Annotated in this window: 20 protein-coding genes, 1 tRNA gene and 2 pseudogenes; 7 read left to right on the forward strand and 16 right to left on the reverse strand. The window is 73.6% G+C overall.

What is annotated here, in order from left to right; genetic code table 11:
• Positions 1-270: 270 nt before the first annotated feature.
• The 3 genes from MY526_RS24770 (at position 271) to MY526_RS24780 (ending at position 6066) form a co-directional block, all read left to right on the forward strand.
• A complete protein-coding gene (locus tag MY526_RS24770) occupies positions 271-660 on the forward strand; it encodes a universal stress protein (protein ID WP_436705300.1) in 390 nt (129 codons plus the stop codon).
• A gap of 1060 nt (positions 661-1720) precedes the next feature.
• The gene (locus tag MY526_RS24775) at positions 1721-5098 is read left to right on the forward strand and encodes an NAD-glutamate dehydrogenase domain-containing protein (RefSeq protein WP_436705301.1); all 3378 of its coding nucleotides are present in this window, start codon (positions 1721-1723) and stop codon (positions 5096-5098) included.
• A 41-nt stretch (positions 5099-5139) separates the two neighbouring features.
• Positions 5140-6066, forward strand: a complete 927-nt coding sequence (locus MY526_RS24780) for an EamA family transporter (protein WP_436705302.1) — start codon at positions 5140-5142, stop codon at positions 6064-6066.
• A gap of 20 nt (positions 6067-6086) precedes the next feature.
• On the opposite strand, the pseudogene MY526_RS24785 reads toward MY526_RS24780, so the two are convergent.
• Both MY526_RS24785 and MY526_RS24790 read right to left on the reverse strand, forming a co-directional pair.
• A pseudogene (locus tag MY526_RS24785) lies at positions 6087-6272 on the reverse strand (transposase); the annotation flags it as partial.
• 159 nt (positions 6273-6431) lie between these two features.
• Positions 6432-6704 (reverse strand): hypothetical protein, encoded by a 273-nt coding sequence (locus tag MY526_RS24790; protein WP_436705303.1) that lies wholly within the window; start codon positions 6702-6704, stop codon positions 6432-6434.
• 951 nt (positions 6705-7655) lie between these two features.
• On the opposite strand from MY526_RS24790, the pseudogene MY526_RS24795 reads away from it, so the two are divergent.
• From MY526_RS24795 to MY526_RS24805, 3 genes and pseudogenes are all read left to right on the forward strand, one after another.
• Positions 7656-7910: pseudogene (locus tag MY526_RS24795) on the forward strand (transposase); the annotation flags it as partial.
• Positions 7911-8443: 533 nt separating this feature from the next.
• Complete coding sequence (locus MY526_RS24800) at positions 8444-8746, forward strand: helix-turn-helix domain-containing protein (RefSeq protein WP_436695631.1); 303 nt, start codon at positions 8444-8446, stop codon at positions 8744-8746.
• Between the two features lie 132 nt (positions 8747-8878).
• Positions 8879-10012, forward strand: coding sequence for a tyrosine-type recombinase/integrase (locus MY526_RS24805; protein ID WP_436705304.1), 1134 nt, complete (start codon positions 8879-8881; stop codon positions 10010-10012).
• Between the two features lie 103 nt (positions 10013-10115).
• On the opposite strand, the gene MY526_RS24810 is transcribed toward MY526_RS24805, so the two are convergent.
• From MY526_RS24810 to ald, 14 genes are all read right to left on the reverse strand, one after another.
• Positions 10116-10189, reverse strand: a tRNA-Pro gene (locus tag MY526_RS24810).
• A gap of 75 nt (positions 10190-10264) precedes the next feature.
• Positions 10265-11155, reverse strand: a complete 891-nt coding sequence (locus MY526_RS24815; protein ID WP_436705305.1) for an alpha/beta fold hydrolase — start codon at positions 11153-11155, stop codon at positions 10265-10267.
• A gap of 74 nt (positions 11156-11229) precedes the next feature.
• Entirely contained in the window at positions 11230-12576 is a 1347-nt protein-coding gene (gene der / locus MY526_RS24820; protein WP_436705306.1) for a ribosome biogenesis GTPase Der, read from the reverse strand.
• Positions 12573-13262 carry a (d)CMP kinase gene (gene cmk / locus MY526_RS24825; protein ID WP_436705307.1) on the reverse strand — a complete coding sequence of 230 codons (690 nt, stop codon included), beginning with the start codon at positions 13260-13262 and terminating at the stop codon, positions 12573-12575. Before cmk ends, der begins: the two co-directional genes overlap by 4 nt.
• Complete coding sequence (aroH, locus tag MY526_RS24830; RefSeq protein WP_436705308.1) at positions 13259-13651, reverse strand: chorismate mutase; 393 nt, start codon at positions 13649-13651, stop codon at positions 13259-13261. The genes cmk and aroH overlap by 4 nt, the downstream gene beginning before the upstream one ends.
• A gap of 59 nt (positions 13652-13710) precedes the next feature.
• Positions 13711-14622, reverse strand: coding sequence for an aldose 1-epimerase family protein (locus MY526_RS24835; protein ID WP_436695625.1), 912 nt, complete (start codon positions 14620-14622; stop codon positions 13711-13713).
• The gene (locus tag MY526_RS24840; RefSeq protein WP_436695624.1) at positions 14619-16034 is read right to left on the reverse strand and encodes a xylulokinase; all 1416 of its coding nucleotides are present in this window, start codon (positions 16032-16034) and stop codon (positions 14619-14621) included. Before MY526_RS24840 ends, MY526_RS24835 begins: the two co-directional genes overlap by 4 nt.
• 35 nt (positions 16035-16069) lie before the next feature.
• Positions 16070-16912, reverse strand: coding sequence for a pseudouridine synthase (locus MY526_RS24845; RefSeq protein ID WP_436695623.1), 843 nt, complete (start codon positions 16910-16912; stop codon positions 16070-16072).
• A gap of 68 nt (positions 16913-16980) precedes the next feature.
• Positions 16981-17796: an SMC-Scp complex subunit ScpB gene (gene scpB, locus MY526_RS24850; protein ID WP_436705309.1), complete on the reverse strand. Its 816-nt coding sequence runs from the start codon at positions 17794-17796 to the stop codon at positions 16981-16983.
• Positions 17793-18593 (reverse strand): segregation and condensation protein A, encoded by an 801-nt coding sequence (locus MY526_RS24855; RefSeq protein WP_436705310.1) that lies wholly within the window; start codon positions 18591-18593, stop codon positions 17793-17795. Before MY526_RS24855 ends, scpB begins: the two co-directional genes overlap by 4 nt.
• Before the next feature lie 20 nt (positions 18594-18613).
• Positions 18614-19123, reverse strand: a complete 510-nt coding sequence (locus MY526_RS24860) for a hypothetical protein (protein ID WP_436705311.1) — start codon at positions 19121-19123, stop codon at positions 18614-18616.
• Entirely contained in the window at positions 19120-20028 is a 909-nt protein-coding gene (locus MY526_RS24865; protein ID WP_436695619.1) for a ParA family protein, read from the reverse strand. Before MY526_RS24865 ends, MY526_RS24860 begins: the two co-directional genes overlap by 4 nt.
• 214 nt (positions 20029-20242) lie before the next feature.
• Complete coding sequence (locus MY526_RS24870) at positions 20243-21211, reverse strand: site-specific tyrosine recombinase XerD (RefSeq protein ID WP_436705313.1); 969 nt, start codon at positions 21209-21211, stop codon at positions 20243-20245.
• Positions 21208-22323, reverse strand: a complete 1116-nt coding sequence (gene ald / locus MY526_RS24875) for an alanine dehydrogenase (protein WP_436695618.1) — start codon at positions 22321-22323, stop codon at positions 21208-21210. Before ald ends, MY526_RS24870 begins: the two co-directional genes overlap by 4 nt.
• Before the next feature lie 217 nt (positions 22324-22540).
• On the opposite strand from ald, the gene MY526_RS24880 reads away from it, so the two are divergent.
• On the forward strand, positions 22541-23011 hold a 471-nt coding region (locus tag MY526_RS24880; RefSeq protein ID WP_436705312.1), incomplete at its 3' end, for a hypothetical protein.

A 23011-nucleotide genomic window follows, 5' to 3' on the forward strand; every position in this document is an offset into this window, starting at 1 on the left:
CGGCTCGGGCACCAACGACAAGGCCGGCGCCGCGCAGAACCTGCTCCGCTGGACCAGCACCCGGTCGATCAAGGAGACCTTCGTCCCCGCCACCGACCACCGCTACCCGCACATGGGCTGAGCGGAGAGCCACCCACCATGCTGTTCGGCCGCGAGGTGGGATGTCGGGCGACGCCGGTCGGCCGACGAGAACGGAACGTCAACGCAGTGCGTTGCACTGCCGCTGTTCGCTGATCACCGATTGTTCGCCATTCTTGGACAGGAGACATCATGACTGTTGCGGTCGCGCACAGCGACACCGCGCGTGGCAAGGCCGCCCTGCGGAACGCGGCCGCGGAGGCCCTCCTGCGCGGCGAGCCACTGGCGGTGCTCCGCATCATCCCGGGGGTGGACAAGCCGAGCGCCGAGGATCCTGCGCTGGTCGCGCAGTTGGCCGCAGAGCTCGCGGACTTCCCCGACTTGACCTGGACGTTGCACACCGGGCCAGAGGGATTCGACACCGCGGATGCTCTGCTCGGTCTCGCTGACGAGCTGGGTGCCTCGCTGCTGGTGATCGGCTCACGGCGTCGCAGGCCGATCGGCAAGGTGGTGCTCGGGTCGACGGTCCAGCAGGTGCTGCTGAAGTCCCTGATACCGGTGCTGGTGGTCAAGGCGTCCTGACCCACGTGCAGCGCGACCAGCGGCGACGCCGGGATCGGTCGGCCGGGACGTCGACGGTCGGGCGTGCGGCCTGCTGGTGGTCAGCGACGAGGTGCCGACGCGGGCTGGGGTGACCGCCGGTCTGGCGGTACGGGGTCCTCGACGCCGTCCGATCGGCCGGGCGGTGGGTGACCCAGGGCGCCGCCGGGTTCTTGTCGGGCGCGTGTCGAGGTGGACGACGTCCCACAGCACCGGGTCCACGGGGTGGGACGCAGCCGGGCGCCGCGAGGGCGGCGTCGTGCGGGGCGTCGATGACGAGCACCTCGCCGACGTCCAGGTGTTCCGGCGGTGTGGCCCTCGACCACGTCGGTGGACGCGCTGGTCACCGCGCGGGTGCCCCGGCGCGGCGAGCGCTCCCGGTTCCGGCCCCCGGTGTCGGCGGGGACGATCGTCGTCGCCCTGGGTCACCGCGGCTCGCCGGGCCCCAGTCGTCAGACGTCTCGGTAGCGACAGTCGTCTGACGAATACGGGTCACAGACGAGGCAACGTCCGGTCGTGCAACCGAGGCAGGGTGTGAGCGGTGCGCCGCAGTGGCACACCGCGTGCGTCGTGGTGGTGCGTGCGTCACCGCGTGCGGCTGACTGCCCCTCCGCACGCAGTGGCAATGACGACGGTGCGGCGATGGACGAGATGCCGAATTGTCCCGGGGAATGCGCGTCGCACATCTGTTGTAACGGATCCACCCGGTGGGCACCCTCTCTCGCGCGGTCTGATCTGACGGTCCGGCGCCCACGGGTTGCATTCTCGGTCGGTCCCGGCGCACTGACGAGCTTAGAGATCCTGCGGTGCGACACACTCGCCGTCCCGCGGAATCCGATCTGGTTCTCCCGACAGTTGTCGAAGGCCACCGCCCGGTGCGCCTCTCTAGGATCGAGGAACCCGCACACACGCATTCCGCGGCACCGGTTCCGGGAAACCGGCGGCGTGCGGGGCCGTCCATTCCGGCGGCCGTCGCACGGACGGTGGGTGGCGACGTCGCCATTGCCCGCAGACACCGCAACGCTCCACACGAGGGACATCCATGACCTGCCCCCCACCCGTCGTCGATGACCACGTCCGCTCGTGGACCGAGACGGTCCGCGAGCACGCGCAGACCGTTCCGGCCGACGTGCTGGACGCCTACCTCGAGCGGCTCCCGCACACCTACGTGCACGACTGCCCTCCCTCGCTGGCCGCGCAGGACCTCATCGCGCTGGATCGACTGGAACCGGGCGGCATGTCGGTCGCCATCGACCCCGGCCCGGCCTCGCCGGTCGACGGAGCCGGCCCGGAGCGGGCGTCGGCGAGGCTCCGCATCCGGATGGTCGGCACGTCGGCCCCCCTGCACCGGCTGCTGCCGATCCTGCAGAGCCTCGGCATCGACGCGATCGACGAGCGTCCCCATCTGCTGCAGCTCCCGGGAGGCGACGTGGCCCGCGTCTACGACCTCGCCGTCTCGCTGCCGACCACCACCGGGATCAGCGAGGAGGACGTCGCACGGGTCGTGGACACCTTCGCGGCGGCCTGGTCCGGTGAGGCCGAGGTCGACGGGTTCAACCGGCTCGTCCTGGCTGCCGGCCTGGATCGCCGTGGGGTCGGCGTGCTGCGCGCCTACTGCGGGTACCTCCGGCAGTCCGGCCTGCCCTACACCCGGGCCTCGATGCAGAAGGTGCTCACCGACAACGTCGCGTCCGCGCGGGCGCTCGTGGCGCTGTTCGACGCACTCCTGGGTTCGGTCGGACCGACGCCCCCGGACACGGCGGCAGCCGACGACGTCGCCGCGCGCGCCGTGGACGCGGTGGCCGGCCTGGATGCCGACCGCATCCTGCGATCGCTGCTCACCTGCATCCGGGCGACCACCCGGACCAACCTCTGGAGCACCCGGCACCGCCCCGGGCGGGCGCTGGCGATCAAGCTGACGCCGACGGCGATCGACTTCCTCCCCAAGCCCCGTCCCCGGTTCGAGGTCTACGTGCACGGCACGGCGCTCGAGGGCGTGCACCTGCGCTTCGACCTGATCGCCCGGGGCGGGCTGAGGTGGTCCGACCGGCTCGACGACTACCGCACCGAGGTCCTCGGCCTGGTCAAGGCGCAGGCGGTGAAGAACGCGGTGATCGTGCCCGCCGGTGCGAAGGGCGGGTTCGTGGTCAAGCGCCCGTCGCCGTCGTCCGCGGACGTGGAGGCCGGCTACCGCGAGTTCGTGGCCTGCCTGCTCGACGTCACCGACGACCTCGACGTGCGCACGGGCGACGTCGTGCCGGCACCCGGTGTGCGCCGCCGGGACGGGGACGACTACTACCTCGTGGTGGCGGCCGACAAGGGCACCGCCCGCTTCTCCGACATCGCCAACGACGTGGCGACCGGGCGCGGCTACTGGCTCGGCGACGCCTTCGCCTCCGGCGGCACGGTCGGCTACGACCACAAGGCCATGGGCATCACGGCCCGCGGGGCGTGGGAGAGCGTCCGGCGCCACTTCCGGGAGCTGGGCGTCGACATCGATGTCGCGTCGATCACGGTCAGCGGCATCGGCGACATGAGCGGAGACGTGTTCGGCAACGGGATGCTGCTGTCGGACCGGATCCGGCTGGTGGCCGCCTTCGACCACCGCCACGTCGTGATCGACCCCGACCCTGATCCCGAGCGCTCATACCAGGAGCGACGGCGCCTGTTCACCTCGGGGCGATCCAGCTGGGCGGACTACGACCCGGCGGTGCTGAGCGAGGGGGCGATCGTCGTGCCCCGCACCGCCAAGTCGGTTCCGCTCACCCCTCAGGCCCGCGCGCGTCTGGGGCTCCCCGCCACGGTGACGACCATGACCGCGCACGAGCTCGTCCGGGCCGTCCTGCTGGCCCCGGTGGACCTGCTCTGGAACGGCGGAGTGGGCACCTACGTCAAGGCCCGGAGCGAGTCTCATCTCGACTGCGGCGACAAGGCGAACGACCCCGTCCGGGTGGACGCAGCGGCCCTGCGCGTCCGGGTCATCGGCGAGGGCGGCAACCTCGGCGTCACCCAGCGGGGACGCATCGAGTTCGCCCGTGCCGGGGGCCGCGTCAACACCGACGCGATGGACAACTCGGCCGGTGTGGACTGTTCCGACCACGAGGTGAACATCAAGATCGCACTCGGACCGGCCGGTCAGGAGGGTGCCCTGACCGACACGGCCAGGCGGACGTTCCTGACCGCGATGACCGACGCCGTGGCCGGTCGCGTGCTGCGGCACAACGCCGGCCAGAACGAGCTGATGGGGGCCAACCGCGCCGAGGCGGCCGACATGCTGGGATTCCACGCCCGTCTGGTGGACGAGCTCGAGGAATCCGGTGTCCTCGACCGCGACGTCGACCTGCTGCCCACGCCGGCGCAGTTCGCCGCGCTGGAGCGCGAGGGCCGCGGGCTGACCTCCCCGGAGCTCGCGCAGCTGACCGCGCTGGTCAAGAACGACCTCAGTGCGCGTCTGCTCGCGACGACGGTCCCGGACGAACCGACGGCCCGCGAGCGGTTCCGCCGGTACTTCCCCCGCGTGCTGGTCGATGCGCACGGCGACGACCTGGACGCGCACCCCCTGCGGCGCGAGATCGCCACCACGACGATCGTGAACGAGATGGTCGACACCGCAGGGATCACGTTCGTGTTCCGGATCAAGGAGGACACGGCGGCCGGGCCCGCCGACGCGGCGCGGGCCTTCGACGCCGCCACGTCGGTGTTCGGCCTCGGTGAGGTCTTCGCGGACATCCGTGCCGCCGCGGAGGACACCCCCGCCACCGGGACCGACGCGCTCGCGGTGGAGACGCGCCGCCTGCTCGACCGCGCCGCCCGCTGGTTCACCGGCGAGCGGCCCCTGCCGCTCGACGTCCAGGACGCGGTGCACCGCTACCGCGGTCCGGTGCGTGCCCACTCGGCGGACCTGCGCGGCTGGCTGCGCGGCGACGAGGTGGGCAACCTCGAGGACCGCACCCGCGCCCTCGTGACCTCCGGAGCGCCGGAGGGCCTCGCCCGCCGGGTCGCCGACCTGCTGCACCTGTTCCCGTACCTGGACATCGCCGACCTCGCGCACCGGCTCGACCGGCCGTTTCCCGAGGTCGCGCAGATCTACTTCGTCACGTCGTCACGGCTGCGCGTCCACACGCACCTGACGGCGGTGTCCCGCCTGGATCGCCGCGACCGCTCACACGCGCTCGCCCGGCTCGCTCTGCGCGAGGACCTCTACGCCTCGCTGCGCAGCGCGACCGCCGACGTCCTGACGACGACCCCGGAGGCACTCTCGGGCGACGAGCGGGTCGCCCGCTGGGAGGAGGGCAAGTCGACACGGCTGCGGTCGGCGCAGTCGCTGCTGTCCGGCACCCTCCTCGAGGATCCGCAGGGGGCCGGTCTGGCGAGCCTGTGCGCGGCGGCACGCCAGATCCGTGTCATCAGCAGGTATTAGCGTCAGGAGTGTCGACCCCCGCTCCCGGGACCGCATCCACCATGGGCACCTCATCACCGGCCCATGCCGCCGACGGCAGCACCTTCGCGCTGCGCCGCTGGTCCACGCCCGGACAGGGCGGGGCCGTCGGCATGGTGCTCGGCGGCATCCTCGCGGTGCAGTTCGGCGGCGCCCTGGCCGCGACCATGTTCGACAGGGCCGGCCCGCCCGGCATGGTGACCCTCCGGCTGTGCGGCGCCGCGCTGGTCCTGGTGCTGCTGGTCCGCCCCCGCTGGCGGGGCCGCTCGCGCGCCGACTGGGCCGTGATCGCAGGGTTCGGCCTCTCGCTAGCCGCGATGAACGGGCTGTTCTACGAGGCGCTCGCGCGGATGCCTATCGGTGCGGCGGTCACCGTGGAGTTCCTCGGGCCGCTGGGCCTGGCCGCGGTGCTGTCGCGCCGGCTCCAGCACCTCGCCTGGGTGCTGATGGCCGCCGCCGGGGTGTTCCTGCTCGGGTACGGCTCGCTGGCCGGTCTGGACCCGGCCGGCGTGGTCTTCGCTCTCGGTGCAGGGGCGTGCTGGGCCGGCTACATCCTGCTGTCGGCCGAGACCGGCCGCCGCTCCACCGGGCTCGACGGGCTGGCTCTGGCCAGCGCGGCAGCCGCACTCATGGTGCTGCCGTTCGGGGTCGCCGCAGGCGGCCCAGCGCTGGTGGCCCCCGACGTGCTGCTGGTCGGGCTCGCGGTGGCCCTGCTGTCGTCGGTGGTGCCCTACGCGCTCGAGCTGACCGCGCTGCGCGCCCTCGCCGGCCGGGTGTTCGGCGTGCTGATGAGCCTGGAACCGGCCGCAGCGGCCCTGGCCGGGCTGCTCGTGCTGGGCCAGGTCCTCACCCCGGTGCAGTTGCTCGCGGTCGCATTGGTCGTCGTCGCGAGCATCGGGGCCGCCCGTTCCCCCGCCAAGGCGCCCATGCCCACCGACGCGCCCCGTTGACTGCGACGCTCCTGGACCAGCTCGTTCTGCTCACTGCTGGTCTGCCCGTCGACGACGCCGTCGTCGATGTCTGCCTGGCGCACCCAGCGACGCACCGACTCGACAGAGATGTCGAAGTCGGCAGCGACCCCGGCTTGGCTCAGATCACCGCGGCTGGTGACCCGCACGACGTCACGCTTGAACTCGGGCGGGAACTTCTTGGGCACCCGACATCCTTCCTGCAGGACGAAGTCCCACAGATGGAGTGTCAGCCAGCCCTGCAGCAGTCCCTTAAGTCAAACTTGTGCAGTTGGCTAGACACCGGCAGTCCCGACTTGGGGCCATACAGGCGCCGAGCCGGCGCCAAGCCGCCGTCAGGTCCGGGGTCAAGGCGCAGTCTGCAACGTCAGCCCTACGGTCTCCGCTGCGAAGACGACCGTGAAGAAGTTCGCGTTGCACACCTCCGCAGCCTCGGCCTGCTGTGGAGAGGCGCAGTCATTGTCGGCCCACTCCGCGGTCGCGGCATTTGCCGACGAGAGTGCCTCAATGAGCGAGTCATAGGCCACGTCCGGCGGGACGATCGTCTCCACAGCGGCGAACGCCGCCTTGAGTTCTTGCACCCGACCGTCACACTGCCAGGGGGTTTCCGGGGCGGTCATGCAATTCGTCTCCGTCGTCAGCATCTCGCAGTAGCGCTCACAGGCGCCTCTACGTCGAACGGCTGCAACGGAGCCTGCGCCGTTGGGGATGCGGGCGCGGACGGCGCCGGCGCGGTGACGGTGACCGTGGACGGAGCTGCCTCGGCGGTCGTTCCACCCTCGCCTCCGCAGGCGGTCAGCGGCAGGGCGGGAAGGGCGAGCAGGAGGGCACGACGCATGGGGCGGGACGCTAACCCGGGATGCGGAACCGATCCGTCAGCCGACGCGGGAGGGCGCAACGCCGGTCACTCCGGCTACGGCCCCGCCTCTCCGGTCACATAGATCCGCGCCCGTCTCCCCGCACTTCGCTGATACGTCACCGAGCTGGCGGAGCTTGTCGACGTCGACACGGTTCCGCGCCCACTCGCGGTACGCCGCGTCGACGCGCTGGAAAGCCTGACTCATCGGTCGCACGTTGAGCTGAACCTTCCTCATGCACTCGAATACGTCACAGGCTCATGCACGGATAGTGGGGGCTCGCCATGTCACCCCCGCGGCCTTCCCGTACGGAGCATTTCGACCCTGGCGGGGCACTAATCGACCGGCCCACCTTCGGCTGGCTGGCTCACGTCGGCACAATCAGAGAGGCGAGCATCATGAGAACCGTCATGAGCAGTGTGCAGCGTGTCAGCCGTCGCCTGTGGGCCTCGGCTATATGCGCCTTCGCCGTTGTCGTTGCTACAGCGGGGCCCGCGGTGGCCGGGGGCTCGGACTGGGGCGGGTAATGCGAACCCCTGGCTACTGGCCGGGCGAGGCGCGAACGCGGCCCCATCCCCTTTTGGCCGAGAGGACGGGGCCCCGTCGAGTCGCCAGCCCGCGGGCTATGACCCGACCCACCAGTTAGAGATCGTTTCTGAATGACCTCGGCGCGCCTGCTTCGAGCTGCGGCGGGTGGTGGCGACCCTCGGGGAGGTGATCGAGGACCTCGTCCCTGATGGGCTGTGGCAGCAGATCGCTCCGTTGCTGCCTCCACCCAAGCCGCGTCGGTATCGGCATCCGGGTCGTCGGCCGGTCGATGACCGCGCTGCGCTGGCCGGCATCGTGCTCGTGCTCAAGACCGGCATCGCCTGGAACCAGCTACCCGCCTCGCTGGTCGGCTGCTCGGGAGTGACCTGCTGGCGGCGGCTGCGGGACTGGACCGAGGCCGGTGTCCGCGTACGACCTCATGTGTAGGTCCGCGTACGACCTGACGTGTCGTTCCTCCGGCGGGACTGGCCTCAGGCGCTGCACGAGCTGGCTCACCAACTCGATGACGGGCGGATCTACGACCGTGACCTCTCCGGGCTGTCCGTGGCACTCGACGCCCGTCCTCGAGGCCTACAACCGCCGGCCCTACGTCCGCCTCCGAGCCGCTGACGAGCGCCGCGCGGTCTGGGGTCCCCGACGCACATCTCGTTGCCGAGTGCGCCCGCGGCGACTGGCGTACTGGAGGTTCACAGGAGGCGCCGGTCCGTCGGACCGCTTCGGACGTGTCCTGAGCGACCTTCTCCAGTCCTTCTCCGGTAGGGGGCTCCGGGAACTGGAGAAGCGTCGCAGCCAGAGCTCCTCTGCCGCGTCGACAAGGCCTCGCCCGCTGCAGCCGAACTGGAGAAGAACCCGAGGTCGCTCCCCCATCGTCGATCGACGAGCGCACGGGCCTCGTCGGCGGCTGACCGCGCTCGAACGCCGCCCGGCGGGATGGAGACTCGGGAGGACACGACATGGGCGACCCGGAGCCCCTTCAAGACGTGCTGGCCAGCAGTCCCCTCCTGCTCACGCCTGAGGAAGCGGCGACGGTCCTCCGCATCGGCCGCACGACGATCTACGCGCTCATGAAGGCCGGCGACCTGCGGCCGGTGCACATCGGCCGGAGCTGTCGTCTCCCCCGCGCTGAGCTCGAGCGCTACGTCCGCTGCCTGGAGACGTCGTCGAACGCCGCGCCAACGCTCCCGGCCGAGTTCGGAACTGCACGGTCGTCGCGACGTCGGAGCGGCGCCACGCCACGCCGCATGCACGCCCGATAGCGGTCCCGCAACGCGGCCGGGGACAACGCCGCGGCCCTCCACCGGTTTGTCACACCGAAGTCCGCACCCGGCGCACCCGTGGTGAGGTCGCGCGGGTGGTGCCAGGGCCCGACATCGCCGGGAGGGATCGACGTGGCCAGACGCGCGAACGGTGAGGGGTCGACCTTCCGGCGCAAGGACGGCACGTGGTCGGCCGAACTGAGCTACCGGGACGACTACGGCACCCTGACGCGGCGGACGGTCTACGGGAAGACGCAGGCCGACGTCCGAGCCAAGTTCCGCGATGCCTGCGAACGGATCGAGTCCGGAGCACCGGTCAAGGACGCCTCCATGACCGTCGCCGCATGGCTCGAGGACTGGATCACCAAGTCACTGGCCGCCAGCGACCGCAAGCAGGCCACCAAGGACCCCTACGCCACCCTGGCCCGCCCCCACCTCGTGCCCACGGTCGGGACGATCCCCTTCGGCCGGCTGCGTCCCTCCGATGTCGAAGCGCTCATCGTCACCAAGCGGAACGCCGGCCCGTCGGGGTCGACGATCCGGACGATCTACACCGTCCTGCGGTCCGCGATGGACATCGCCTCGCGCGACGGCCTGATCCGCAGCAACCCCGCGGCGGCCGTGAGACGGCCTGGCGTCGAGCGCAAGGACGCGCCCCACCTCACCGCGGAACAGGCGCAGTCGCTGCTGGAGGCGATCAGGGGCGACCGACTCGAGAGCCTGTTCCGGGTCATGCTGGCCACCGGCCTGCGCCGCGGTGAGGCTTTGGGCCTGCACTGGTCGGACGTCGACCTCGACGCCGGGCTGCTGAGGGTCCGCTGGACACTTGCTCGGACGTCTCAGGGGCTCCAGCTCGACGAACCCAAGACCGACAAGTCCCGCCGGACCGTGCCCCTCCCCCGCTCGGCCGTCGAGGCGCTCCGAGCGCATCGAGAGCGGCAGGACGACGAACAGCATGCAGCCGCAGACGCCTGGACGGACAACGGCCTGGTCTTCACCACCGAGATCGGCACACCGCTCGAGCCCCGCAACGTCCTACGGCGCTTCGAGGTCCTCGCAGAGCGAGCCGGCCTCCGCGGCGTCACGCTCCACACCCTCCGGCACTCCACGGCGAGCTTCCTCCTGGCCGCCGGCACCCACACCAAGGTCGTCCAGGAGCACCTCGGGCACTCCTCGTACGCCATCACGGCCGACATCTACAGCCACGTCGGTCCCGCCCAGCAGCGCGAGGCGGCCGACCGCCTCGACCAAGCGCTCCGCTGGTGACCGTTGCAGCCCTTTCGACCGCGTTGCTGTACGCGTTGCTGTAGTCGTGCAAGAGGCGGGCCGGCCTCTACGGCCGACCCGCCTCTGACCTGCGGTTTCGCTGTCGGGCTGACAGGATTTGAACCTGCGACCCCTTGACCCCCAGTCAAGTGCGCTACCAAGCTGCGCTACAGCCCGAGCGCCGGGCGGCTCGCACCGCCCGATCGCTGCAGGAGCAGGTTACCGCACCGCCCGTGCGGCCCGACCCGGTGGTCAGCCCTGCGCCGGCACCCGGTCCCCGGCATCGGCGAGCACCGTGCGCAAGGCGGCGGCGAAGGCCTCCGGCTCACCGGTCTGGCCATACTCGCCGCCCATGAAGCCCCCGTGGTCGCCGGGGAACTCGACCGGCGCCGTCCCGATCCGCTCGGCCACGGCCTCGCCCCCGCGGCGGGCCAACTGGCCCGTCGACCCGGCGCCGACCACGACGACGATCCGCGTCGACGCCGCGCGCAGGGCGTCGAAGTCGTGCTCGTGGTGGGTGCACGAGAGCATGTTCTGCCCGAGCAGCACGTCGTCCCGCGACCCGTCGTCCTCGGTCGGCAGCCCGAAGGCGGCCGGGTCGGGCCCCGGCTGCTCGGTGTAGTCGGCCGGGACCGGGCCGCGGTGGCCGACCAGCCGGATGAACTCGGCCATCCCCGCGCCCATGCCGCTGCGCTGGTAGACCTCGTGCACGTGCCGCGACGCGGCCAGTGCCGTCTCCCGGTCGGGCAGGGCGGCGATCGCCGGCGGCTCGTGCGCCACCAGGGTGCGGACCTGCTCCGGCTGGCGCGCCACGAGCACCAGCGCGTTCACCGCTCCCCCGCTGCTGGCGAACACGTCGACCTGGCCGGCGCCCACCGCGTCGATCAGCCGGGACAGGTCGTCGGCGTGCTCCTCCGGCGTCGTCTCCGTGGCGCCGTCCGTGCGCAGGCTGCGTTCCGCGCCCCGCGGGTCGTACGTCACGACCGTCCGGTCGGGGAAGTACGTGGCCAGCGTCCCGAACCCCGCCGCGCCCATGGGTGAGCCGATCAGCAGCAGCACCGGCGACCCCGACGGGCCGGGACGGACGTCGTAGGTCAGCACGGCACCCGGGACCTCCAGGGTGCGCGTCACGGGTTCGGTCATGGTGGGCCTCCTGGGACTGGTCGTGGACTCGTCCTCCAGACCCTCCGGAGCGGCAGAACTCATCGCCGGCCGGTTCAGCCCTTCGACCGCTCCCCGCCCCGGCCCTCCCGCACCTTGACCGAGATCTCGATCGGCGTCCCGTGGAAGCCGAACTTCTCCCGCAGCTTCCGCTCGAGGAAGCGGCGGTAGCCGGCCTCGAGGAACCCGGTGGAGAACACGACGAACCGCGGCGGCCGGACGTCGGCCTGCGTCACGTACTTGATCTTCGGGGCGCGCCCGCCGCGGGCCGGCGGCGGCGTCTCCAGGACCAGCGCCCGCACGTAGGTGTTGAGCTCCGCCGTCGGCACCCGGGTCTCCCACGAGGCCAGCGCGTCCCGCAGGTGCTGGGCGAGCTTGTTCACCCCGCGCCCGGTGGTCGCGGAGATGTTCACCCGGCTGGCCCACTTCACCCGGGACAGATCGCGCTCGATCTCGCGCTCGAGCTGGGCGTGCCGGTCCTCGTCGAGCGTGTCCCACTTGTTGAAGGCCAGCACCAGCGCCCGGCCGGCCTCGATCACCTGGGTGATGACCCGCTGGTCCTGCTCGCTGATCACCTCGTCGGCGGCCAGCAGGACGACGGCGACCTCCGCGGCCTGGATCGCGGCCTCTGTGCGCAGGCTCGCGTAGTACTCCATCCCGCTGGCGGTGTTGACCTTTCGCCGCAGACCCGCGGTGTCGACGAACCGCCACTCCTCGCCACCGAGGGTGACGATCGAGTCGACCGGGTCGACGGTCGTGCCGGCCACCGAGTCGACGACCGAGCGCTCGTCCTTGGCCACCCGGTTGAGCAGACTGGACTTGCCGACGTTGGGCCGGCCGACCAGGGCCACCCGGCGGGGACCGCCCTCCTCCAGCTGCTCCCGCGGCGCCTCGGGCATCGCGCCGAGGATCAGGTCGAGCAGGTCACCGCTGCCCCGGCCGTGCAGCGCGCTGACCGGCTGCGGCTCGCCCAGGCCCAGCGACCACAGCTCCGCGGCGTTGGACTCGCTGCGCTCGTCGTCCACCTTGTTGGCGACGACGATCACCGGCCGGTCGCTGCGCCGCAGGATCCGCGCGGCGGCCAGGTCGGTGTCGGTGGCGCCGACGGAGCTGTCCACCACCAGCACGATGACGTCGGCGGTCCGCATCGCGTACTCGGCCTGCCGGCTGACCGACGCGCCCAGACCCGCGGCCTTGGGGTCCCAGCCACCGGTGTCGACGACGGTGAAGCGCTTGCCGTTCCACAGCGCCTCGTAGGTGATCCGGTCGCGGGTCACCCCGGGCACGTCCTGCACGACCGCGGCCCGGCGGCCCAGGATCCGGTTGACCAGCGTCGACTTGCCCACGTTGGGCCGGCCGACGACGGCAACCACCGGCAGCGGCCCGCCGTTCTGCTCGCTCACGGTCGCGCACCCACGGTCGCCAGCGCCAGCTCGACCACCCGGTCGACGACGCCCTCACGGTCGAGGTCGGTGCTGTCGACGATCACCGCGTCCGGCGCCGGGCGCAGCGGGCTGTCGGCGCGGCCGCTGTCGTACTCGTCGCGGCGGCGCAGGTCGGCGGCGAGCGCCCGCACCTCCTGCGGGTCGCTGATGCCCAGCTGGGCGGCCCGGCGCTCGGCCCGGGCCTCCGGCGCGGCGGTGAGGTAGATCTTGCAGGTGGCGTCGGGCAGGACGACGGTGCCGATGTCCCGGCCCTCGACGACGACCGCGTCGGCGGCCGCGACCAACGCCCGCTGCTGGTCGACCAGCCGGCGGCGGACCGCGGGCACGGCGGACACGGCCGACACCGCGCGGGTGACCTCCGCGCCGCGGATGCGCACCGCCACGTCGACGCCGTCGACCTGCACCAGTTCGGTGTCGGCGGTGGTGCCGACCTCGATACCGGCCGCGGCGACCACGGCGGCCACCGCGTCGGCGTCCTCCGGGTCCACCCCGGCGTCGAGCACGGCGACGGTCGCGGCGCGGTACATGGCGCCGGTGTCGAGGTAGGCCGCCCCGAGCCGGGCGGCCACGGCCCGCGCGACGCTCGACTTCCCCGTCCCCGACGGACCGTCCAGGGTCACCTGTCCCACGAACGCCGCGCTCACTGCGCGATGTCCCGTCGCAGCGCCACGGCACCCCGCAGGTACACGTGCTGGATCTCCGACCGCGGCCGCTCCGTCTCCACGTGCGCCATCAGCCGGAGCACCCGGGGCAGCGCGTGCGGGACGTCGATCTCGCTCGCGCACATCAGCGGGACGTCGCCGAAGCCGATCTCCCGCGCAGCCAGTGCCGGGAACTCCGACACGAGGTCCGGCGTGGCGGTGAACAGGATGCTGATGACGTGCTCGCGGTCGAGCTCGTTGCGCTCCATGACCGCGGAGACCAGCTCGCGCGTGGCGTCGAGGATCTGCTCCCGGTCGTCGGCGTCCACCTGTGTCGCACCCCTGATGGCTCGGACGGCCACAACCACTCTCCTCGATCGACGCGAGGGCACGGATCGCCGTGCCCCTCGGTCGAGTCTAGGTAGGCCTCGCCACCCGCCTCCGGGCGCTGTCAGCCCAGCGGCCGGATGCCCCAGGTGGCCTCGGTCGACTCCCCGGGTTCCAGCCGGCGCACCGCCTCACCGGTCTCGAACGCGTTCGGGGGGCAGGTCATCGGCTCCACGGCCAGCCCGCGCCGCCGGCGCGGCTCGGGCAGCACGTCGCCGCTGAACAGCTGCAGGTAGCCGTAGCCCTCGTCCATCCAGACGGCGACGCCGCGACCGTCCGGTGCAGTGAGCCGCACCTCGGCCCGCCCGTCGGGCCCCCGGTCGAGGTCGGTGAAGCAGGAGTCGACGACGAGGTCGCCGACGACCCGGCCGGCCCGCAGGTCGTAGGACGTGCCGCCGACGGGGACCGCCCCGGTCGGCAGCGCCCGCTCGTCGGTCTGCAGCACGGTCGCGCCCGGCGCCACGAGGGTGCAGTCGTCCAGCCGCGGCCCGGCCAGGACGTACGGGTGGTGCCCCTCCCCGTACGGCAGCGCGGCGAGGCCCTCGTTGGTCGCGGTGGTGGTCACCCGCAGGCCGTCCGCCGACAGCGCGTACGCCACCCGCAGCCGCAGGGTGAAGGGATAGCCGGGCCTCGGGAACAGCAGGTGCTCCAGCACCACCCGGTCCTCGGCGCGCTCGACCGCCCGCCAGGAGGCGAACTGGACCAGGCCGTGGATCGCGGTGCCGCGCTCCGGCTCGGTGACCGGGGTGCGGTGCCGCTCGCCGTCCCAGGTGTAGACGCCGTCGCGCAGCCGGTTCGGCCAGGGCGCGAGGACGTGACCGCGGGCGGCCTCGGCCATCTCGCCGGCGTCGTACCCGTCGAGCACCTCCCGGCCCCCGACGCGGTAGGTGCGCAGGCCGCCGCCCACCTCGACGGCGGTGACCTCGGCGTCCCCGGCGCGGAGGGAGAACTGCTCGCCGGTCGGCAGGACGCTCACGCGAGTCGCTCGGCGGTGAGGTCGCGGACGTCGGCGTAACGCTCCCGGACGAACGGCACCGGGTCGGCCTCGTGCACCTCGGTGCCCGGGCGCGGCCACTCGGGCGCGGTCGCGCCACCGGCGAGCACCCAGGCGGCCTGCCGGGCGGCGCCGTCGGCGACGTACTCCCCCGCCGGCGGCACCAGCACCGGCACGCCCAGGACGGCGGGTGCCAGCCGGCGCACCGCGTCGGACCGGGCGCCGCCGCCGACGAGGAACACCCGGCGCACCGGCGTCCCGGTCGCGGCGGCGACCGCGTCCAGCCCGTCGGCCAGCCCGCACAGCAGGCCCTCCACCGCGGCCCGGGCCAGGTGCGCGGGGTCGGACGTGGCGAGGGTCAGGCCGTGGAGGGCGCCGGTGGCGGTCGGGCGGTCCGGCGTCCGCTCGCCCTCGAGGTAAGGCACCAGCACCAGACCGCCCGCGCCGGCGGGAGCCGAGAGCGCCAGCCGGGACAGCTCCGCGTGGTCGACGCCGAGCAGCCGGGCGGTCGCGTCGAGCACCCGGGCCGCGTTGAGCGTGGCCACCAGGGGCAGGTAGTTGCCGGTCGCGTCGGCGAACCCGGCGACCGCGCCGGTCGGGTCGGCGGCCGGCGTGGTCGTCACCGTGGAGACCACCCCGGACGTGCCGATCGAGCAGACGACGTCGCCCGGCTCGGCGGCCAGCCCGAGCGCGGCGCCGGCGTTGTCGCCGGTGCCCGGCCCGAGGACCGTGCCGCCGGGCGTGCTGCCGCCGGCCTCGGCCGGGCCCAGCACCCGCGGCACCGCCGCCGGCCGGCCCAGCGCCCGCTCCAGCAGGTCGGGCCGGTACTCCCCCGTGGCCGGTGACCAGTAGCCGGTGCCGCTGGCGTCGCCGCGGTCGGTGACCAGCGCCTCGAGCGAGGGCGCGCCGGCCAGCCGCCAGGTCAGCCAGTCGTGCGGCAGGCACACCGCGGCCGTGCGGGCGGCGGCGTCGGGCTCGGCGTCGGCCAGCCAGCGCAGCTTGGTGACGGTGAAGGACGCGACCGGCACCAGGCCCACGGCCTCGGCCCAGGCCCGCCGTCCGGTGTCGCCGCCGCCGAGCTCGTCGATCAGGTCCACGGCGGCGCCGGCGGAGCGGGTGTCGTTCCACAGCAGTGCCGGACGCACGACCTCGCCGTCCTCGTCCAGGCAGACCATGCCGTGCTGCTGGCCGGCCACGGCCACCGCGGCGACGTCGTCGAGCCCGCCGGCCTGTTCGATGGCGTCGGCCAGCGCGGCATCCCATGCCGCCGGGTGCACCTCGGTGCCGTCCGGGTGCGCGGCCCGGCCCTCCCGGACCAGCCGGCCGTCCCCGGCGTCCCGGACGACGACCTTGCACGCCTGCGTCGACGAGTCGACCCCCGCCACGAGTGTCATGACGTCTGTCTACCGTCTCGGCGCGCGCTCCGGGTTCAGAGGCCGACGGTCTCCTGGAGGGCGCCGACCTCGGCGCGGCTGAGCCGCCGGATCGAGCCGACCCGCATCCGCTCGAGCCGGACCGGGCCGACCGCGGTGCGGGTCAGCCGGGACACCGGGAGGCCGACGTGCGCGAGCAGCCGCCGGACGATGTGCTTGCGCCCCTCGTGCAGCACCACCTCGACGACCGACTGGCCGGCGTGGGTGTCGACCACCCGGAACGAGTGCACCTTGACCGGCCCGTCCTCCAGCTCGACGCCGGACCGCAGCCGCTTGGCCAGGTCGCGGGGAACGGACCCCGACACCTGGGCGAGGTAGGTCTTGCGGACCTCGTAGCGCGGGTGGGCCAGCCGGTGGGCCAGCTCGCCGTCGTTGGTGACCAGCAGCAGGCCCTCGGTGTCCTGGTCCAGCCGGCCGACGTGCACCAGGCCGGGGGCGAGGTCGCCCACCATGTCGCCGACGGTCGGGCGGTTGCGGTCGTCGCTCATCGCGGTGATCACGCCGGAGGGCTTGTTGAGGGCGTAGGTGACGCGGTCGTCGCGCAGTTCCAGGCGGGCACCGTCGACGGCGATCCGGTCCCGGCGGGCGTCGACCCGCATGCCCTGGACCATGACGGTGCGACCGTTCACGCTGATCCGGCCGGCGGCGATCATGTCCTCGCAGACCCGCCGCGACCCGACCCCCGCCCGCGCCAGCACCTTCTGCAGCCGCTCGCCCTCCCGCTCGTCGTCGGCGGGATCGTCCTCGCGGTCGCCGGGGTGGACGGGCGCGAGCTCCATGTCCTCCGACCAGCCGTCGCCGGCGTCGGTGGAGGTCTCGTCGTGCGGTGCGCTGTTCATCGGGTCCAGTCTCCCACCCGGCCGCATCCCCTCGGGACGGCGTTCGCCGGTCCTCCAGGGGTCCTTCTTCAGGCGTCGGGGTGCTCGTCGAGGACCGACGACGTCTCGGGCAGCAGCGGCCCCAGCTCCGGCAGCTCGTCCAGGCCGCGGAGCCCCAGCCGCTCCAGGAACAGCGGCGTGGTCGCGTACAGCCCGCCCCCGCTGTCCGGGTCGCTGCCCACCTCGTGCACCAGCCCGCGGCTGACCAGCGTGCGCATGACGCCGTCCACCCCGACGCCACGGATCGCCGCGACGCGCGCCCGGGTCACCGGCTGGCGGTAGGCGATCACGGCGAGGGTCTCCAGCGCGGCCTGGGTGAGCCGGCTGCGCTGTCCCTCGAGCAGGTGCCGCTCGACGACGCCGGCGTACTCCTCGCGGGTGTAGAGCCGCCAGCCCTCCCCCGCCCGCCGCAGCGTCATCCCGGCGCTGCGCCGGTCGTAGTCCTCCGCCAGCCCGGCCAGCTCGGCGTGCACCCGGGGCACCGGGCAGTGCAGCGCCTCGGCCAGGGTGACCTCGTCCACCGGGGAGTCCATGACGAACAGCAGCGCCTCCAGCCCCCCGCGCAGCGCGGCGGGGTCGAGGGGCTCGGGTTCCGGCTCCGGCTCCGGCGGTGCCGGAGCGGCCGCGGCGACGGTCGGCGGCGGCAGCGGTGCGGGCTCGGCCACCGGCTCGGGAGCGACCTCCCCCTCCGGGGCGGGGCGCTCGGCCACCCGCGCGGCGAGCTCGGCGGCGACCGCGTCCCACGTCCCGGGGTCCGGACCGCTGCGCTCCTCGGCCTCCTCGCGGGTGGAGGCGAGCTCCGCGGCGAGGGCCTCCCAGGAGATCGGCGGCCGGTCCTCGCTCATGCGTACTCCTCGTCGGCGTCGTCGTCCGGTTCCGGTTCCGGCTCGGAGCCGCCGGTCCACCGCACGTGCAGCTCGCCGAGCGGGGTGAGCTGTTCGAAGGTCACCCGCTGCTGGCGGTAGAGCTCGAGCAGCGCCAGGAACCGGGCCACGACCTCGAGGGTGTGCCCGCAGTCGGCCGACAGCGCCCGGAAGGTCACCGTCCCCGCCGCCAGCAGCTGGTTGCGCACCAGCAGCAGCTGCTCGGAGACGCTGACCGGGGGTGCGTGCAGGTGGGAGACGCTCACGACCGGCGGTGCCTTCGGCGTCAGCGCCCGGGTGGCGAGCGCCGCGAACTGCGCCGGTGTCACGCCGAGCAGCACCTCGGGCATCAGCTCCGCGAAGCGCGGCTCCAGGCCGGCGTCCCGCGGGAAGCGGCGGGCGGCCTCGGCCTCCCGTTCGCGGAGGAACGCCGCGGCCTGCTTGTAGGCCCGGTACTGCAGCAGCCGGGCGAACAGCAGGTCACGGGCCTCGAGCAGCTCCAGGTCGTCCTCGTCCTCGACGTCGGCCGCGGGCAGCAGCCGGGCGGCCTTGAGGTCGAGCAGGGTCGCGGCGACGACGAGGAACTCGCTGGCCTGGTCGAGGTCGAGCTCGTCGCCCAGGGCCCGCAGGTGCGCGATGAACTCGTCGGTGACCTGCGACAGCGCGATCTCGGTGACGTCGAGCTTGTGCTTGCCGATCAGCTGCAGGAGCAGGTCGAACGGGCCCTCGAAGTTGGTCAGCCGGACCGTGAACCGCGACTGCGCCTGTGCCCCGGTCACGGATCCAGCCTAGAGAGCGCTCAGCTCTTGAGTCGCCGGACGAGGACGGCGTCCGCGCCGCGCTCGGCGAGGTCACCCAGCAGGACGTTGATCGCCTCGCGCACGATGCGGCCGCGGTCGGCGGCCACGCCGTGCTCGGCGCGCAGCGTCAGCCGCGCGCTCTCCAGGGCCAGCAGCTCGTCGGCCGAGATGTAGACGGTGATCTTCTCGTCGTGCTTGGTGCGCTCGGCCCGCTGCGCCCGGCCGCGGGTGGGCCGGGTCGGCTGGACAACGGGAGCCGGCTGCGGCGCCGTGCGGTAGGTGGCCAGCGGGTCGGCGTCGTCCGAGACACCGCCGGGCACCAGGGTCAGCGGGGCGGTCGTCTCGGCGGGCGCCGGCTCCCCGCGCCGCCCGGTCGGGCCGCCGCGCAGGGCCGGGGAGCTCACCGTCGCGCTGATGCTCGGCAGCTCGGTCACCTCCGGCACCGACGACGTGGTGTCGGTGCGGCGGAACAGCTCGGCCGCGCCGGGGAGCACAGGGCGGCGCGTCACAGTGCCAGCACCTCCTTGGCCAGGTCGCGGTAGGCCGAGGCGCCCGAGGACGTCGGCGCCCAGGTGGTGATGGGCTGGCCGGCGACCGTGGTCTCGGGGAAGCGGACGGTGCGCTGGATGACGGTCTGGAAGACGGTGTCGCCGAAGGCCTCGACCACCCGGCTGAACACCTCGCGGCAGTGCACGGTGCGCGCGTCGTACATCGTGGCCAGGATCCCGGAGATCTCCAGGTCGGGGTTGAGCCGCTCCTTGACCTTCTCGATCGTGTCGACGAGCAGGGCGACGCCGCGCAGCGAGAAGAACTCGCACTCCAGCGGGATGATCACGCCCTGCGCCGCGGTCAGCGCGTTGACCGTGAGCAGGCCCAGCGACGGCTGGCAGTCGATGAGGATGTAGTCGTACTCGTCCCGGATGTCGGCGATCACCCGCAGCAGCGTCTGCTCGCGGGCGACCTCGCTCACCAGCTGCACCTCGGCGGCGGACAGGTCGATGTTGCTGGGCACCAGGTCCAGGCCGGGGATGTCGGTGTGCACCCGGACGTCGGCCAGCGTCGTCCGCCGCTCCATGAGCGCGTTGTAGATCGTGCGGTCCATGTTCTGGGCCGGCACGCCGAGCCCGACCGACAGGGCACCCTGCGGGTCGAGGTCGATGAGCAGCACGCGACGGCCGTGCTCGACCAGTGCGGCACCCAGGTTGATGGTCGACGTCGTCTTGCCGACGCCGCCCTTCTGGTTGCACATCGCCACGACGCGCGCCGGGCCGTGCTGCGTCAGCGGCTTGGGTTCCGGCAGCGGGCGGATCCGCGCGCGCGCCGGGTCCAGCCGCGAGGCGGCGGCGCCCATCTCGGGTCCGGTGTCGGTCGGGAGCGCGACGGCCGGGCCGGCCGCGTCCCCTCGGATCGCCATCGGTCTGTTGCCTCCACCTCGTGCCCGGGTCCCGGCCGGTGCCGGGGGCGGTCAGCCGTTCTGCCGCCCGGGTGGATCCGAGGCTAGGGAGACATGCGCGGATCACCGAGGAGGCACGCCGGTTTCCGTGTCGACATGGCGACCCATGCCAACCACCCGCACCATTGAGCCGAAACCGCTGGCAACATGCGCCGAGCCGGCTGGAGATCGACTGTCAGTTGAGCGCGCGCGGGTGGCTGCTGGCGTAGACCTCGCGCAGCCGGTCGACGGTGACCAGCGTGTAGACCTGGGTGGTGGTCACCGAGGCGTGGCCGAGCAGCTCCTGCACCACGCGGACGTCGGCGCCGCCGTCGAGCAGGTGGGTGGCGAAGGAGTGCCGCAGCGTGTGCGGGGACACCGTGTCGACCAGGTCCACCCCGCCCGCCTCGCCTGCCCGCTCGGCCGCCGTCCGCAGGATGGCCCACGCGCTCTGGCGGGACAGCGGCCCGCCGCGGGCGTTGAGGAACAGCGCGCCGCCCCGCACCCCGGCGCGGCCGGCCGCGGCCAGGGCCGGGCGGGCACGGACCAGGTAGTCCTCCACCGCGCGCAGCGCGTAGCTGCCGACCGGCACCACGCGCTGCTTGCCGCCCTTGCCGGCCAGCCGCACGGCCGCCTGGCCGCGGTCGAGGTCGTCGACGGCCAGGCCGACGGCCTCGGAGATGCGCGCGCCGGTGCCGTAGAGCAACTCCAGCAGCGCCCGGTCCCGCAGCCCACGCGGCCCCTCCACCGAGCCCGCCGCCTCGATCAGCGCGACCACCGACTCCACCGGGACGGCCTTGGGCAGCCGGCGCGCCGGCGCGGGCGGGCGGACCTCGTGCGCGACGTCGTCGAGCACCAGCCCGTCCAGCAGCGCGAACCGGTGCAGCCCGCGGACGGCGACCACCGCGCGGGCCGCCGACGTCGCCGACAGCGGCGGGTGCTCGTCGTCGCCGGACCGCAGGGCGGTCAGGAAGGCCGCGACGTCGGACTCGGTCACCTCGGCCAGCCCGCGGACGCCGCCGGCCTCCAGGAACCCGGTGTAGCGACGCAGGTCGCGGCGGTAGGAGGTGATGGTGTTCACGGCCAGCCCGCGCTCGACGGTGAGGTGGTCGAGATAGCCGGTGACGACGCGGGCGACGTCGCCGGGCGGTGCGGTGACGGTCAGTGGAGCACCTCCTCGAGTGCCACGGCCGCCAGGCCGTGGGCCTGCGCGACCTCGGGCAGCACCACCTGCCCGGCCACGACGTTGACCCCGTGCGCGAGAGCCCGGTCGGCGCGCACCGCGGCGACCGTGCCCTCGTTGGCCAGCGCCATCACGTAGGGCAGCGTCACGTTGGTGAGCGCGTGGGTCGAGGTGTTGGGCACCGCACCCGGCATGTTCGCCACGCAGTAGAACACCGACTCGTGCACCCGGAAGGTCGGCTCGTCGTGTGTCGTGGGCCGGGTGTCCTCGAAGCACCCGCCCTGGTCGACGGCGATGTCGACGAGGACCGACCCCGGCTTCATCCGCGCCACCAGCTCGTTGCTCACCAGCGTCGGGGCCTTCGCGCCGGGCACCAGGACCGCGCCGATCACCAGGTCGGCGTCCAGCACGGCGCGCTCCACCTCGTAGGCGTTGGAGGCAACCGTCTGCAGGTGCCCCTGGTAGATCCGGTCGGCGGCGCGCAGCTTGTCGATGTCCCTGTCCAGGACGACGACCTCGGCCTGCATGCCCAGCGCGATCGCGGCGGCGTTCATGCCGGAGACCCCCGCGCCGATGACGACGACCTTGGCCGCGTAGACGCCGGACACGCCGCCGAGCAGCACGCCGCGGCCGCCGTGCGCCCGCTCCAGGCTGTGCGCGCCCACCTGGGGGGCCATCCGGCCGGCGACCTCCGACATCGGTGCCAGCAGCGGCAGCGCGCCGTCCGCCGTCTGGACCGTCTCGTAGGCGATCGCGGTGGTGCCGGAGGTGACGAGGGCGTCGGTGCACTCCTTGGACGCCGCGAGGTGCAGGTAGGTGAACAGCGTCTGGTCCGCGCGCAGCCGGCCGTACTCCTCGGCCACCGGCTCCTTGACCTTGAGGACCAGGTCCGCGGCCGCCCACACGTCGTCGGCGGTGGGCAGGATCCGCGCGCCGGCGGCGGTGAAGTCGGCGTCCGGGATGGAGGACCCCTCCCCCGCGCCCTGCTCGATGAGCACCGTGTGCCCGGCGCGCACCAGCTCCGTCACCCCGGCGGGGGTCAGCGCGACCCGGTACTCCCGGTTCTTCACCTCTCGGGGGACCCCGACCTGCATCGCACGCTCCTGGTCCCGGCAGGACGCCCCCGAGGGTGACGGGAGCCCCACCGCATCGTGGGCCGCCCGGTCGGGGCGGGCCTCGCGCGGAGTCTAGGCGGGGGGCCGCGCCGCCCCGGGGTGGTCGCGCGCCGTTCCACCGGCCGGGTGAGCGACGGCTCCGCGGGTACCGCGCGCCCCGTGCCGGCCGACGGCGCTCGACCCGGGAGGACCCGCCATGCACCTGTACGCCCGACATCCCGGCCTGCGGGCCCGCCAGCTGGCCGCCGACGTCGGCGTGCTGGCCTGGCTCGTGCTCTGGGTCCTCGTCGCCCGGGTGGTGCACGGCGCGGTGCTCGCGCTGGCCGAGCCCGGCCGGGCGGTCGAGGACCTCGGCTCCTCGGTGGCGGGCAGCATGGCCTCGGCCGCGGCGGCCGCCGGGGACGTGCCCGTGGTCGGCGACGAGCTGGCCGCCCCCTTCGACGCCCTGGGCAGCGCCGGTGCCTCGGTCGGTGGCGCCGGGCAGGCCGCGCAGGACGCCGCGACGACGCTGGCCGGGGCGCTCGCCGTCGTCCTCGTCGTCCTGCCGGTGGGCTGGGCGCTGCTGCGGTGGCTGCCCTGGCGGCTCCGGTGGGCGCGCGAGGCCGCCGCGGCCGGCCGGCTGGCCGCGGCCGATCCGGACGTGCTGGCCGCCCGGGCGCTGGCGACC

The sequence above is a fragment of the Geodermatophilus sp. CPCC 205761 genome, assembly GCF_051383655.1.
Taxonomy (GTDB): domain Bacteria; phylum Actinomycetota; class Actinomycetes; order Mycobacteriales; family Geodermatophilaceae; genus Geodermatophilus.